Genomic DNA, 13859 nt, shown 5'->3' with positions numbered 1-13859 from the left:
CCGCGCGGTATCTTTTTTAAATACTAAACAATTGTCCAAATAGATAGGTCACTCCCATGGTTAAAAGACCAATACAAAGGTTACGAATCATAGCTGTTTTGGTTGGTGCTTTTCCAAGTTTAGCACTGGTGTAGCCGGTAACTAATAGAGAAATTGCTACAATAACAACAGTAGCAGGGATTCGGTAGTCACTTGGAAAGATTGTAACCGAAAGCATTGGTGGTAAACTACCAAGAACAAAAGCGATGAAGCTAGATGTTGCAGCATGCCAAGGATTAGTAAATTCTTCGTACTCGATTCCGTATTTTTCCTCAACCAAAGCCTTGAGAGGATTTTTTAGAAAAGCTTTATTGACTAAAAGTTGAGCTGAAGTTTCACACTCACCATTTTGAAGATAAGCAGCATAGAGGGATTTTTTTGCAGCTTCGAGATCCTTATCCAAAAGTAATTGTTCGCGGGCTACAGCGGCTTCCTCTGTGTCTTTTTGAGTAGATACGGATACATACTCGCCACCAGCCATTGAGAAGGCACCAGCAAGAATTGCGGCTAATCCTGAGAGAAAGATAATCCAGATATTGCTGGTTGCACTGGCAACCCCGATAACAACACCTGCGATGGAAATAATCCCGTCATTGGCTCCAAGAACTCCAGCACGTAGGATATTTAAACGACCAGCAAAGTTTGTATCTATTTCATGTTTATTTTCTGACATAGTATTCTCCTTTATATCTAGTATAAAGTATAGGAGAAGTGAAAACAAGCATTTTAAACTATCTGAAAAAAGTTCTACAATTTTAATGAAAGATTGCTATTTTTCTCAATCAGGCATAGCCATAGCTATTGCTTATGCCAAGATATAACAAAGTTGTATTTGTAACCTAGTGAAATAGGTGATACAATGAACCTAATGAAATCTTTGGAGGTCTGATGATGACTCGTGAATTTAAATTTGAAACCCTACAATTGCATGCAGGACAAGTTGTAGATGCTACTACCAAATCTCGTGCTGTACCCATTTACCAAACAACATCTTTTGTATTTGAAGATACACAAGAAGGAGCAGAACTTTTTGCACTTCAGAAAGCTGGGAATATCTATACTCGTATTACTAACCCAACAACTTCATCCTTTGAAGAGCGTATTGCAGCTCTTGAAGGTGGTGTTGGTGCTCTTGCCACAGCATCTGGGATGGCAGCTCTTACTTATACTATTCTTGGACTTGCTCACGCAGGTGACCATGTTGTTGCAGCTTCAACTATCTACGGTGGTACTTTTAACCTATTGAAAGAAACCCTTCCTCGTTACGGAATCACCACAACTTTTGTTGATATCGATAATCTAGAAGAGGTAGAAGCAGCGATTAAAGACAATACCAAACTTGTTTTGATTGAAACCTTGGGAAATCCAGTCATCAACATTCCTGATATCGAAAAAATTGCTGAAATTGCTCATAAACATCAGATTCCTTTGGTTGCAGACAATACCTTTGCAACACCATATCTGATCAATGTCTTTTCTCACGGTGTAGATATCGCAGTCCACTCGGCTACTAAGTTTATCGGTGGTCATGGTACAACAATCGGTGGTGTTATCGTTGATAGTGGGAAGTTTGACTGGACTGCTTCAGGGAAATTCCCTCAATTAGTCGAAGAAGATCCAAGCTACCACAATATCAGCTATACTCGTGATGTTGGTGCTGCAGCTTTTATCGTTGCTGCTCGTGTTCAACTGCTTCGCGATATGGGAGCTGCCCTTTCACCATTTAACTCATTCTTGCTCTTGCAAGGCCTTGAAACACTTTCTCTCCGTGTAGAACGCCATGTTCAAAACGCTGAGAAAATCGTTGATTTCCTTGTGAACCATCCAAAGGTTGAAAAAGTTAATTATCCAAAATTAGCTGATAGCCCTTACCATACCTTAGCAGAGAAATATTTACCAAAAGGTGTTGGTTCAATCTTTACCTTCCATGTTAAAGGTGGAGAAGCAGAAGCACGTAAGGTGATTGACAACTTGGAAATCTTTTCAAACCTAGCCAATGTGGCAGATGCAAAATCATTGGTCGTTCATCCAGCAACTACAACTCATGCCCAGTTGTCTGACTCAGATTTAGAAGCAGCAGGGGTAACTAAAAATCAAATTCGTCTATCAATTGGTCTTGAAAATGTTGATGATTTGATTGAAGATTTGCGTCTTGCTCTTGAAAATATTTAAAAATATATAAAATTTATCTGGTTTAAGATCCTTCTCACGAATAATAAAGTGAGGAGGATTTTTATGTATAGTATTTCATTTCAAGAAGATTCACTCTTGCCAAGAGAACGGCTGGTGACAGAAGGAGTGGGAGCTCTGAGCAATCAGGAATTACTAGCTATTTTACTCAGAACAGGAACTCGTCAATCGACTGTTTTTGAAATCGCTCAAAAAGTATTGAATCAATTAAGTTGCTTAACTGATTTGAAAAAAATGACCCTACAAGAACTACAGGGATTATCAGGTATTGGTAGAGTGAAAGCTATTGAGTTGCAAGCCATGATTGAACTGGGCCATCGTATTCATAAGCAAGAAACCATGGAGGCAGAGAGTATTCTCAGTAGTCAAAGGTTGGCTAAAAAGATGCAAGCTGAACTGGGAGATAAAAAACAAGAGCACCTGGTGGCGCTCTATCTTAATACTCAAAATCAAATCATTCATCAGCAAACCATTTTTATCGGCTCAGCTACTAGAAGTATTGCTGAACCACGGGAAATTCTCCACTATGCTTTAAAGCATATGGCAACATCTGTGATACTGGTTCACAATCACCCTTCTGGTGCTGTCATGCCAAGTAGAAATGATGACCATGTTACGAAGCTTGTCAAAGAAGCCTGTGAATTAATGGGGTTGGTCTTATTGGATCATCTTATCGTCTCACACTCCGATTATTTTAGTTACCGTGAGAAGACGGATCTGGTGTAAAAAACCTGTATATGATACAGGTTTTACAATTCATTGACGACATAGTCGAAAAGTGTTTTATCTTTGGGGCGATTTTCAAAGAGAAATTCAGGATGCCATTGAACACCGAGGTAAGGGAAACCATCCGTTGTTGTAACAGCCTCGATAATTCCATCTTTAGGATCATGAGCTACAACCTTGAGATTTGGAGCTAGGTCCTTAATACTCTGATGGTGGAAAGAGTTGATATGAGAGATTTCTCCATAGATTTCTCGAAGAATAGTATCAGGCTCGGTGACTAAACGTTGAGTTGTATACTCGGCTGAAGTATCCTGCCAATGGTCTTCAATATCTTGATAAAGAGTTCCTCCCATAGCCACATTAAAGAGCTGGGTGCCTCGACAAACAGAAAAAATTGGTTTCTTTTGTTTGATTGCTTCTTCAATGAGTGCCAACTCAAAAAAATCGCGTTGAAGGTGGTAGTCATCGCTATCGATCGTTTTAGATTCACCATAGAACTTTGGATCGACATTTTGTCCACCAGTTAAAATGAGTTTATCAATCAAGCTAATGTAGTAACTGGCCATTTCTTGATCACCAATTGGTAGGATAATGGGAATTCCCCCAGCTTCCTTGACTCCTTCAACAAAGCCCTTCGCAGCATAGCTCATCATCAGCTCATCATCAGGATGAGCTTTTTCGTTTCCTGTAATCCCAATAACTGGTTTTTTCATAAATGCTTACGCTTTCTAATCCTCTTTTCTCATGAAATAGAGGAGAGTTTGCAATTCACTAGTTAAATCCACATACTGAGCTACCACATCTTTTGGTAGTTGGAGATGAACGGGTGAAAAGCTTAAAATTCCTTTAATACCTGCTTCAACAAGAAGATTAGCTACTTCTTGTGATTTGACACTCGGAACAGTTAAGATTGCAGTTTTAACATCTGCATTTTTTATTTTCTCCTTGATTTGGGAAATTCCATAAATTGGGATTCCATCGGGAGTTTTTGTCCCAACCTCAGGATGATCATCCAAATCAAAAGCCATAATGATTTTCATTTTGTTTCGTTCGTGGAAACGGTAGTGAAGGAGTGCATGCCCCATATTACCAATACCCACCAACATAACATTTGTAATAGAATTATCATTTAGAAGATCAGCAAAAAAAGTCATTAGTTTTTTGACATCGTAGCCAAATCCACGGCGACCAAGTTCACCAAAGTAGGAAAAATCTCGTCTAACGGTAGCAGAATCAATACCAATGGCTTCGGCAATTTGTTTTGAGTTGGCTCTTTCAATTTTTTCTGCATGAAATCTTTTAAAGATACGATAATAAAGAGAAAGTCTCTTTGCTGTTGCTTTTGGAATAGCAGACTGTTTTTCTTTCACAAAATCACAACCTTTCTAAATACTATTTTATAGAAAGATTGTGAAAAAATCAACAAAAACAAGAAAAAACTAAGAAAAATCTTAGCTTATCTTCGTAAAATCATAGTGAGATAGAAAACGATAGAGATTTCCCAGAAGCCCCTGATAGATTTCATTTCCATTATAGGTCAGAGAAGTAATGACAGTAGTATCTGGAAGAGTCACATAGCCTGAAAGTGATAGCATGAGTGCTTCATAATCTTCGTATTCTAAAACGCGATCGACTTGATAGGTGTCTTTGTAAGTTAATCGAAACATAATTGCCTTCTATCTTTCGCTTTTAGTAAAGACATCACGTTCAACAAGACTATCCATCAAGAAGTAAAATTTCTCTTGGTGGATATGAGTTTCTTCTGACTTAAAGATATCGACTAAACGTAGACCAAATTTATCAGTGATGTTGATTTTTGCACCTGTTAAGTCTTTGTTGATGATAATCTTAAGTTGGAAACCTTCCCCACTATTTGGAACTTTTTCAAGAAGACGTGTTAGTTCATAGTTACCAACCTTAGTTTCAAAAAAAGTGTTATCTTTTAGAGTGAACTTTTTGACGGTTGGGCTAAGTGTGTAATTATAACGGCAATTTTTAAGACTAATGGTTTTTTCGAATGCCATTGAGTTAACCTCCAATGATTTCTTTTAGAGTTTGTGCGAGAGTGATTATTTCTTGCTCTGTATTTTGAGGTGAAATGCTGACGCGAACGGATTCGTGTAAGCGAGGAGAGTCTTCACCGTAGAAAGCCTGAAGAACATGACTAACTTGAACGACACCTGCAGTACAAGCAGAGCCAGTTGAAATAGAAATACCTTCAAGATCTAGACGAAGGAGTAGTAGATCATTACGTTGACCTGGGAATCCAATATTAAGGACATAAGGTAGCTGGTCATTTCCTTGATTGAGGTAATAGTCTGTGTCAGCCATTTCCTTTAAGAATGTTTCTTTTAGTTTTTGAACCTTTTCAAAGTTTTGTGCTTGGTTTTCAAGATCATCCTTTAGAGCTGCTACCATTCCCACAATGGCAGGAAGATTTTCTGTTCCTGCTCTTTTTTTCTGCTCTTGATCGCCACCATGAAGGTAGGAGTCAAAATCTGTAGATGCAGCATAGAGAAAACCAACTCCTTTTGGACCATAAAATTTGTGTGCAGAAGCGCTAAGAAAATCAATTCCCAATTTTTCGGGAAGAATCTCTAATTTACCAACTGCCTGAACCGCATCGACATGATAGACGGCTGGATGATTTTTTAGAACTTCCCCAATTTCAGCAATAGGTAAAAGTGTACCAGTTTCATTGTTTGCAAACATAGTAGAAACAAGAATGGTATCTTCACGCAGTGCATTTTTGACCTGGTCTGCAGTAATTTCTTGATTTTCAGGCTGTAAAATAGTCACTTCAAAACCGAAATTTTCAACCAAGTATTTGATGGGTTCTAGAACAGCATGGTGCTCAATCGCAGTAGTGATAATGTGCTTTCCACGATTTTGATGGCGAAGGCAGTAGCCGATGATAGCAGTATTATTGCTTTCAGTACCACCAGTGGTAAAGAATATATGTTGTGGCTTTGTTCCTAGTAAACTTGCTAGTTCTTGACGAGCTTCTCGTAATAGTTTACCTGCTTGGCGCCCATGTCCATGAATACTAGAAGGGTTGCCATAAGTTTCCTGCATGACTTGAGTCATTGCTGAGATAGCAACTGCTGACATAGGAGTCGTAGCAGCATTATCCAAATAAATCAAAAGCTCACCTGATTTCTATTTAAATAGTGGACTAACTGGTTTTCTTTCGTGAATACGAACCATAGCATCACCAATCAATTCGCTAGCAGTGATGTATTGTACGTTTTTAGGTGTTTTCCCTTTAGTTGCAACAGAGTCTGTTACCAAGATTTCCTTGATATTTGCTGCATCTAACAATTCTGCAGCACCTTCAACAAAAAGTCCGTGACTTGAAACAGCATAGATTTCAGTTGCGCCTTCGCGTTCCACGATTTTAGATGCTTCAGAGAAAGTACGTCCAGTGTTAAGAATATCATCGATTAAGATTGCTTTTTTACCTTCAACATCACCAATGATATAGCCTTGGTTGCGTTCAGAATCATCTTGCGCATAGTCGATAATCGCAATTGGAGCATCAAGATATTCAGCAAGGCTACGAGCACGTTTTACACCAGAGTTCTTAGGGCTAACGACAACCACATCTGAACCAACGAGTCCTTTATCACAATAGTGTTTTGCAAAAAGTGGAATTGTGTAGAGGTTATCAACTGGAATGTCAAAGAAACCTTGAACCTGAACGGCATGGAGGTCTAGAGTCAATACGCGACTAACTCCAGCTTTGACCAACATATTTGCAACAAGCTTGGCAGTAAGTGGTTCGCGAGAAGAAGCGATACGGTCTTGACGCGCGTAGCCAAAGTAAGGAAGGACAACGTTAATCGTATTTGCACTAGCGCGAACACAGGCATCAACCATAATCAAGAGTTCCATCAAGTGATTGTTGACAGGGTAGCTGGTTGATTGGATGATATAGACGTCATAACCACGGACACTTTCTTCGATGTTGACTTGGATTTCACCGTCTGAAAATTGACGGGAAGACAACTTCCCAAGTGGTACACCAGCTGCATCAGCAATTTTTTGAGCAATTTCCTGATTGGAATTGAGAGCGAAAAGCTTCATGTTTTTTGTATCTGACATTGATAAACCGTCCTCTATAAACTATGTGAAGCTGTGTAGTAAACTATTTTTCTTAAAAATCCTTGTCTCTTAGTCTGAGAAAAGCTTATTTGAAGAAAGTATTTGCGACACAGATTCTATTATTTTTTATCCCTTCTATTCTATCAAAAAAAGAAGATTATTTCAGTATTTTTTCATATTTTCTATAAAACGAACTAATTTTGAGGGTGCTTTTTGATAATCGATGCCATTTGCCTCTAAAAAGTCCTTAAAATCAAGCTTTCCTTGGTCGCCATTTTCCACTTCTAACTCCAGTTCGTAGTCAACAATATCGAAGTAATGGCTTTGATCAAGTGCCATAAGACCTATAGAAGTTTCCTTTTCGTAACGAATGGTCGTCAAACAACCTAAAACAGTCCAATCTCTTGGTAAAATACCGCGGGAGAGGAGTTCATCAAGAATCATTCCTTGAGGGAGTTTTCCTGATTCAAGGCATTTGGTGGTTTCTTCTAAGCTTAAAGCTTGATTATATTCCATATTTCCTATGGTTTGTGGGATTTTAATAGTCAATTCAGCACTATCCTCAAAAGTACGAATGCGCATGGCGATTTTATTCTGACGGAGATAAAAATCTGGCGTGTCTAGGTAATAGTTTTTCTGTGTTATCGGTAAAATTTCCGAAAAATTTGCCTGTAATTGGTGGTACTCTTCCTCGGTTAAAAGAGTTTTCATTTCAATTTCCAAATGTTTCATTTTTTTAACCTTTTCCTTATCTATGAAAGCGATTATATGGTATAATAAGCATTGTATTTATTGTATATGATTTTTTCTATAAAATCAAAGACTAGATAAATCTAAAGTGTATAGAGAATTGGACACAAAAAATATATGATTACAGAATGGGAAGAGTTTTTAGATCCTTACATTCAGGCTGTTGGAGAGTTGAAGATTAAACTTCGTGGTATTCGCAAACAATACCGTAAGCAAAATAAACATTCTCCAATCGAGTTTGTAACTGGTCGCGTTAAACCGATTGAAAGTATAAAGGAAAAAATGGTGCGTCGTGGAATCGGCTATGATACACTTGAGCAAGACTTGCAAGATATTGCAGGTTTGCGTGTTATGGTTCAGTTTGTAGATGACGTGCAAGAAGTTGTCTCTATCCTTCATAAAAGACAGGATATGAGAGTCGTCCAAGAACGAGACTATATTAAGCATCGTAAGGCTTCTGGCTATCGTTCGTATCACTTGATTATCGAGTACACTGTTGACACGATTAAGGGTGCTAAAACGATTTTAGTTGAGATTCAGATTCGAACTTTGGCTATGAATTTTTGGGCAACAATCGAACATTCGCTCAACTATAAATATCAGGGAGATTTCCCAGAGGAAATCAAGGAAAGACTTGCCATTACAGCGAGGATTTCTCACCAGTTAGACGAAGAAATGAGCAAAATTCGTGATGATATTCAAGAAGCACAAGCTCTCTTTGATCCCTTACATAGAAAGTTAAATGACGGGGTAGGAAACAGTGACGATACCGATGAAGAATACAGGTAAACGAATTGATCTAATCGCTAACCGCAAGCCTCAAAGTCAAAGAGTCCTATATGAGTTAAAAGATCGACTCAGGAAAAATAACTTTATATTAAACGACAAAAATCCAGATATTGTGATTTCCATTGGTGGAGATGGCATGCTCTTGTCTGCCTTTCACAAGTATGAAGACCAGCTGGATAAGGTTCGCTTTGTGGGAGTTCATACGGGACACCTGGGATTTTATACGGACTATCGTGATTTCGAACTAGATCAACTGGTTACTAATTTGCTCTTAGACAGTGGAGCTCGAGTATCATACCCGCTTTTAAATGTAAAGATTTTTCTGGAAAATGGTGAAGTGAAAATTTTCCGTGCCTTGAACGAAGCAAGCATTCGGAGAACTGACAGAACCATGGTAGCGGATGTTGTCATCAATCATGTACCGTTTGAACGCTTTCGGGGAGATGGTTTGACTGTCTCGACACCAACTGGAAGTACCGCCTATAATAAATCTCTCGGTGGGGCTGTATTGCATCACACTATCGAAGCTCTACAATTAACGGAGATTGCCAGTTTGAACAATCGTGTTTACCGAACCCTCGGTTCGTCAATCATTGTACCTAAGAAGGATAAGATCGAGTTGATACCGACTCGCAATGACTATCATACGATATCAGTTGACAATAGTGTTTATTCCTTCCGTAATATTGAGCGAATAGAGTACCAGATTGATCACCACAAGATCCACTTTGTCGCAACTCCAAGTCATACCAGTTTTTGGAATCGTGTCAAGGATGCCTTTATTGGTGAGGTGGATGAATGAGATTTGAGTTCATTGCTGACGAACACGTCAAGGTAAAGACCTTTTTAAAAAAGCATGAAGTCTCTAAAGGTTTGCTAGCCAAAATCAAGTTTCGAGGTGGAGATATTCGCGTAAACGGTCATCCACAAAATGCAACCTATCTCTTGGATATAGGAGATGTGGTTGTCATCGACATTCCTCCTGAGGAAGGTTTCGAGACACTGGAAGCCATTGATTATCCACTGGATATTCTGTTTGAGGATGATCATTTCTTGATTTTAAACAAACCCTTTGGTGTGGCATCAATTCCGAGCGTCAATCATTCTAATACCATAGCTAACTTTATCAAGGGCTACTATGTGAAACAGAACTATGAAAATCAGCAGGTTCACATTGTAACCAGACTAGATCGAGATACTTCGGGTTTGATGCTTTTTGCGAAACATGGTTATGCTCATGCTAGACTAGACAAACAGTTGCAAAAGAAAGCCATTGAAAAGCGCTATTTTGCTCTGGTTAAAGGAGATGGTTTTCTGGAACCTCAAGGTGAGATTATTGCACCGATTGCCCGTGACGAAGATTCAATCATTACTAGACGAGTTGCAAAAGGTGGTAAGTATGCCCATACTTCCTATCGTATAGTGGAGTCTTATGGCAATATTTATCTAGTTGATATTCGACTGCATACAGGAAGGACACACCAGATTCGTGTCCATTTCTCCCATATCGGTTTCCCTTTGCTTGGTGATGACCTCTATGGTGGTAGTCTTGAACATGGCATAGAGCGTCAAGCTCTGCATTGCCATTACTTATCGTTTTATCATCCTTTTCTTGAAGAGCAGTTGGAGATGGAAAGTCCACTGCCGGATGATTTTAAGAATCTTATAACTCAGTTATCAAATAATAATTTATCTTAAAAGGAGTAAAAACTCATGGAAGTTTTTGAAAATTTAAAAGCCAACCTAGTTGGTAAAAATGCACGTATTGTTTTGCCTGAAGGTGAAGAACCACGTATTCTTCAAGCAACAAAACGCATCGTAAAAGAAACAGAAGTTATTCCTGTCCTACTTGGAAATCCTGATAAAATTAAAATCTATCTTGAAATCGAAGGAATCATGGATGGTTATGAAGTGATCGATCCTACACATTATCCTCAATTTGAAGACATGGTAGCATCACTTGTAGAACGTCGTAAAGGAAAAATGACTGAAGAAGAAGCTCGCGAAATCTTAGTTAAAGACGTGAACTATTTTGGTGTTATGTTGGTATACATGGGCTTGGTCGATGGAATGGTTTCGGGAGCTATTCACTCTACTGCGGCAACTGTTCGTCCAGCCCTTCAAATCATTAAAACACGTCCAAATGTTAGTCGTACTTCAGGTGCCTTCCTTATGGTTCGTGGCACTGAGCGTTACCTATTTGGTGACTGTGCCATCAATATCAATCCTGATGCTGAAGCTTTGGCAGAAATTGCGATTAACTCTGCTATCACAGCTAAGATGTTCGGTATCGAACCAAAAATTGCAATGCTAAGCTATTCAACTAAAGGTTCTGGTTTTGGTGAAAGCGTAGATAAAGTAGTTGAAGCAACTAAGATTGCTCATGATCTTCGTCCTGACCTTGAAATTGATGGGGAATTGCAATTCGATGCTGCCTTCGTTCCAGAAACAGCTGCTCTTAAAGCACCAGGAAGTAAGGTTGCTGGACAAGCAAACGTCTTTATCTTCCCAGGTATTGAAGCAGGGAATATTGGTTACAAGATGGCAGAACGTCTCGGTGGCTTTGCAGCGGTTGGTCCAGTATTGCAAGGTTTGAACAAACCAGTTAATGACCTTTCACGTGGATGTAATTCAGACGACGTCTTCAAACTTACTCTTATCACAGCAGCCCAAGCTGTACACCAATAAAATAAAAGATAGCTCCTTTTCTGTTAAAGGAGCTTTTCAAGTAGGAAAGATTAAAGAGATTCTTATGCTTTGTCCTAGCTTTTTGGCTAGTTAGCTCTAAGGTTTAGGAGTTCAATTTCTTTATCTTCCAAATACAGAAAGGATTTTATAGATTGAAATACAAATTTCTACTCTTCGACCTCGATCACACACTACTCGATTTTGATGCTGCCGAGGATATAGCTCTGACTCAACTCTTAGAAGAAGAAGGAGTAGAGGATATCCAAGCTTACAAAGATTATTATGTACCTATGAACAAATCACTTTGGAAGGATTTGGAACAGAAAAAGATTACAAAATCAGAATTGATCAATACACGTTTTGCAAAACTGTTTGCTCACTTTGGCATTGAAAAAGATGGTTCCTACTTAGCAGAGCGCTATCAGCTTTTCCTATCTAAACAAGGTCAGACTTTCTCAGGTGTCGAAGATTTATTAAGAAAATTGATAAGTCAGGGCTATGAGCTCTATGCTGCGACAAATGGAATCACCTATATTCAGACAGGTCGTTTGAAGCAATCTGGTATCGCACCATATTTCAAGGAAATTTTCATATCAGAACAGCTCCATACCCAAAAACCAGATGCTGAATTTTATGAAAAAATTGGAGCTAGTATCCCTAATTTTGATAAAAATCAGACCCTTATGATCGGTGATTCTTTGTCGGCTGATATTCAGGGGGGGCAAAATGCAGGAATTGATACTGTCTGGTACAATCCTCAACATTTAGAAAATACAACACAACTGCATCCAACATACGAGGTTCATTCTTATAAAGATATGCTGAATTGTTTGGGGAAACTTTAAAGATTCCAAAATAAAATTAAATAAAAGGAGCATAAAATTATGGGAACATGGGATGCAACGATTTTTGGAAATGACACCTCCTTAGATATTAAAGAAGAATTCTTCGAGAGATACAATCAAGGAGAAGATGCAAATACAATTAAAAATGACTTGACGTCGGATTTATACGATGACGATATGTATGATGTCTTGTTCGCCTTAGCACACTGTTTATGGGAAGTTGGGCAATTAGATGATGAATTCTTGCTTGAAATTAAAGAAATCATTCTCAACAAAGAGGATTTAGAACTTGCCCAAGAATTGGGTGCAGATAGTGAATTTTTAGAACAAAGAAGTGAAAATCTAGAAAAGTTTTTAGAAAAGATAAGTGTAAAAAAAGAAAAGCCCAAAAAGAGAATTGCTCCGCCTGTTCCTGTAAAAAGCAAATATAGGAACGGCGCTGTGATGGTGTTTCAGTATGAAGATGGCATGTACGGTGCTTTGATAGCGGTAGATGGAGCTTTCTTTGATAAGGAAACCTATTATGCTTATCTGCAGACTGATATTAAAATGCCCACAAAACCGACCATGAAAGATGTGCGATCAGCACGAATTCTCGATCCAAGTTTTCATAGTGTAGAATTCAATTCATTTCGTGACTCTAAGTATTACTACTCTTTTGTAAATTGTATTTCAGGCTATCTAAAAAGTTCTGCAACTAAAAAATTTGAAAAATACAATGATAGTGTTTTTGAAATTATCGGCTATCTTTCAGATTGGGGGAGTTGCTGTAGTGCGGCTTCTGGAGGATTTGATTACTATAAACAAAAATCAAGTGATGAGTTTAAGATAAGCGTTGTAAAGGAATTGAATAAAAGATTTGATGAAAAACTTAATACTCGAACAGAATTGATTATTGATGAAATCGACAAAGAATTTATCCTTTCTAATACGAGAAAAGGTGTTGAATAAAGGCTCTTTAGTATAAATTCTCTATAAAACTTCTCAAATCTCAATAGATACTTTTAAAAGTGGTTTAGATAGCCACTTTTTGCTATAATAGAGGCAGTATTAACGAAGGAGTTGGCTATGCAACACTCATCTTGGCACGCTTTGATTAAAGAGCAATTACCTGAAGGTTATTTTGGAAAAATCAATCACTTTATGGAGCAGGTTTATGCTCAAGGAATTGTATATCCTCCTAAAGAAAAGGTTTTTCAGGCTCTTATAACAACTCCTCTGGAAGAGGTTAAGGTGGTGATTCTAGGCCAAGATCCTTATCATGGTCCTGGTCAGGCTCAAGGTTTGAGTTTTTCTGTTCCAGATAATATCCCAGCACCTCCTTCTTTGCAAAATATCTTGAAAGAACTTGCAGATGATATTGGAGTTAAGAATTCTCATGATTTGACTACTTGGGCTGAGCAAGGGGTTCTTTTGTTAAATGCCTGTCTTACAGTTCCGGCAGGACAGGCCAACGGTCATGCTGGTCAAATATGGGAACCTTTTACAGATGCTGTGTTCAAGGTTGTCAATAATATTGATAGACCCGTAGTTTTTGTACTTTGGGGTGCTTATGCACGTAAGAAGAAGTCCTTGGTTACAAATCCTCAGCACTTGATTATCGAATCAGCCCACCCAAGTCCTCTTTCAGTTTACAGAGGATTTTGGGGTTCCAAGCCTTTTTCTAAGGCCAATGCATTCTTAAAAGAAAGTGGACAAGAGCCAATTGATTGGCTTAGATAAGGAGAG

At 38.4% G+C, this 13859-nt stretch carries 17 protein-coding genes; 9 read left to right on the top strand and 8 right to left on the bottom strand.

Features of this window, described 5'->3' with window-relative positions; translation table 11 throughout:
• Window positions 1-16: 16 nt before the first annotated feature.
• Entirely contained in the window at window positions 17-712 is a 696-nt protein-coding gene (locus HMPREF2805_RS03190) for a VIT1/CCC1 transporter family protein (protein ID WP_075231367.1), read from the bottom strand.
• 218 nt (window positions 713-930) lie between these two features.
• Here HMPREF2805_RS03190 and HMPREF2805_RS03185 point away from each other — a divergent pair, with 218 nt between their 5' ends.
• Window positions 931-2211: an O-acetylhomoserine aminocarboxypropyltransferase/cysteine synthase family protein gene (locus tag HMPREF2805_RS03185; RefSeq protein WP_075231398.1), complete on the top strand. Its 1281-nt coding sequence runs from the start codon at window positions 931-933 to the stop codon at window positions 2209-2211.
• Between the two features lie 63 nt (window positions 2212-2274).
• The gene (radC, locus tag HMPREF2805_RS03180) at window positions 2275-2955 is read left to right on the top strand and encodes a RadC family protein (protein ID WP_075231366.1); all 681 of its coding nucleotides are present in this window, start codon (window positions 2275-2277) and stop codon (window positions 2953-2955) included.
• Between the two features lie 23 nt (window positions 2956-2978).
• Here radC and HMPREF2805_RS03175 read toward each other — a convergent pair whose 3' ends face one another.
• The 7 genes from HMPREF2805_RS03175 to HMPREF2805_RS03145 all read right to left on the bottom strand — a co-directional run bounded on the left by HMPREF2805_RS03175 (window position 2979) and on the right by HMPREF2805_RS03145 (window position 7791).
• Window positions 2979-3668, bottom strand: a complete 690-nt coding sequence (locus tag HMPREF2805_RS03175; protein ID WP_075231365.1) for a gamma-glutamyl-gamma-aminobutyrate hydrolase family protein — start codon at window positions 3666-3668, stop codon at window positions 2979-2981.
• Between the two features lie 15 nt (window positions 3669-3683).
• The gene (locus HMPREF2805_RS03170) at window positions 3684-4325 is read right to left on the bottom strand and encodes a redox-sensing transcriptional repressor Rex (protein ID WP_075231364.1); all 642 of its coding nucleotides are present in this window, start codon (window positions 4323-4325) and stop codon (window positions 3684-3686) included.
• Between the two features lie 81 nt (window positions 4326-4406).
• Window positions 4407-4622: a DUF4649 family protein gene (locus HMPREF2805_RS03165; protein ID WP_075231363.1), complete on the bottom strand. Its 216-nt coding sequence runs from the start codon at window positions 4620-4622 to the stop codon at window positions 4407-4409.
• Between the two features lie 9 nt (window positions 4623-4631).
• A complete protein-coding gene (locus HMPREF2805_RS03160; RefSeq protein ID WP_075230512.1) occupies window positions 4632-4979 on the bottom strand; it encodes a DUF1831 domain-containing protein in 348 nt (115 codons plus the stop codon).
• Between the two features lie 4 nt (window positions 4980-4983).
• Window positions 4984-6099, bottom strand: a complete 1116-nt coding sequence (locus HMPREF2805_RS03155) for a cysteine desulfurase family protein (RefSeq protein ID WP_075231362.1) — start codon at window positions 6097-6099, stop codon at window positions 4984-4986.
• Between the two features lie 15 nt (window positions 6100-6114).
• Window positions 6115-7059, bottom strand: coding sequence for a ribose-phosphate diphosphokinase (locus HMPREF2805_RS03150; protein WP_075231361.1), 945 nt, complete (start codon window positions 7057-7059; stop codon window positions 6115-6117).
• Window positions 7060-7221: 162 nt separating this feature from the next.
• A complete protein-coding gene (locus HMPREF2805_RS03145) occupies window positions 7222-7791 on the bottom strand; it encodes a CYTH domain-containing protein (protein ID WP_075231360.1) in 570 nt (189 codons plus the stop codon).
• Window positions 7792-7926: 135 nt separating this feature from the next.
• Between HMPREF2805_RS03145 and HMPREF2805_RS03140 the strand changes: the two genes are divergently transcribed.
• From HMPREF2805_RS03140 to HMPREF2805_RS03110, 7 genes are all read left to right on the top strand, one after another.
• Window positions 7927-8598 (top strand): GTP diphosphokinase, encoded by a 672-nt coding sequence (locus HMPREF2805_RS03140; RefSeq protein ID WP_075231359.1) that lies wholly within the window; start codon window positions 7927-7929, stop codon window positions 8596-8598.
• Window positions 8582-9400, top strand: a complete 819-nt coding sequence (locus tag HMPREF2805_RS03135) for an NAD kinase (protein ID WP_075230147.1) — start codon at window positions 8582-8584, stop codon at window positions 9398-9400. Before HMPREF2805_RS03140 ends, HMPREF2805_RS03135 begins: the two co-directional genes overlap by 17 nt.
• Window positions 9397-10296: an RluA family pseudouridine synthase gene (locus HMPREF2805_RS03130; RefSeq protein WP_075231358.1), complete on the top strand. Its 900-nt coding sequence runs from the start codon at window positions 9397-9399 to the stop codon at window positions 10294-10296. The genes HMPREF2805_RS03135 and HMPREF2805_RS03130 overlap by 4 nt, the downstream gene beginning before the upstream one ends.
• A 15-nt stretch (window positions 10297-10311) precedes the next feature.
• On the top strand, window positions 10312-11286 hold the full coding sequence (gene pta, locus HMPREF2805_RS03125; protein WP_075231357.1) for a phosphate acetyltransferase: 975 nt from the start codon (window positions 10312-10314) through the stop codon (window positions 11284-11286).
• A 152-nt stretch (window positions 11287-11438) separates the two neighbouring features.
• A complete protein-coding gene (locus tag HMPREF2805_RS03120) occupies window positions 11439-12131 on the top strand; it encodes a pyrimidine 5'-nucleotidase PynA (RefSeq protein WP_075231356.1) in 693 nt (230 codons plus the stop codon).
• Window positions 12132-12170: 39 nt separating this feature from the next.
• The gene (locus HMPREF2805_RS11455) at window positions 12171-13082 is read left to right on the top strand and encodes a hypothetical protein (protein ID WP_075231355.1); all 912 of its coding nucleotides are present in this window, start codon (window positions 12171-12173) and stop codon (window positions 13080-13082) included.
• Between the two features lie 117 nt (window positions 13083-13199).
• Window positions 13200-13853, top strand: a complete 654-nt coding sequence (locus HMPREF2805_RS03110; RefSeq protein WP_075231354.1) for a uracil-DNA glycosylase — start codon at window positions 13200-13202, stop codon at window positions 13851-13853.
• Window positions 13854-13859: the final 6 nt, after the last annotated feature.

It is taken from the genome of Streptococcus sp. HMSC034E03 (assembly GCF_001811505.1).
In the GTDB taxonomy this organism is placed as follows: domain Bacteria; phylum Bacillota; class Bacilli; order Lactobacillales; family Streptococcaceae; genus Streptococcus.
This window is presented reverse-complemented; position numbering and strand designations above follow the sequence as displayed.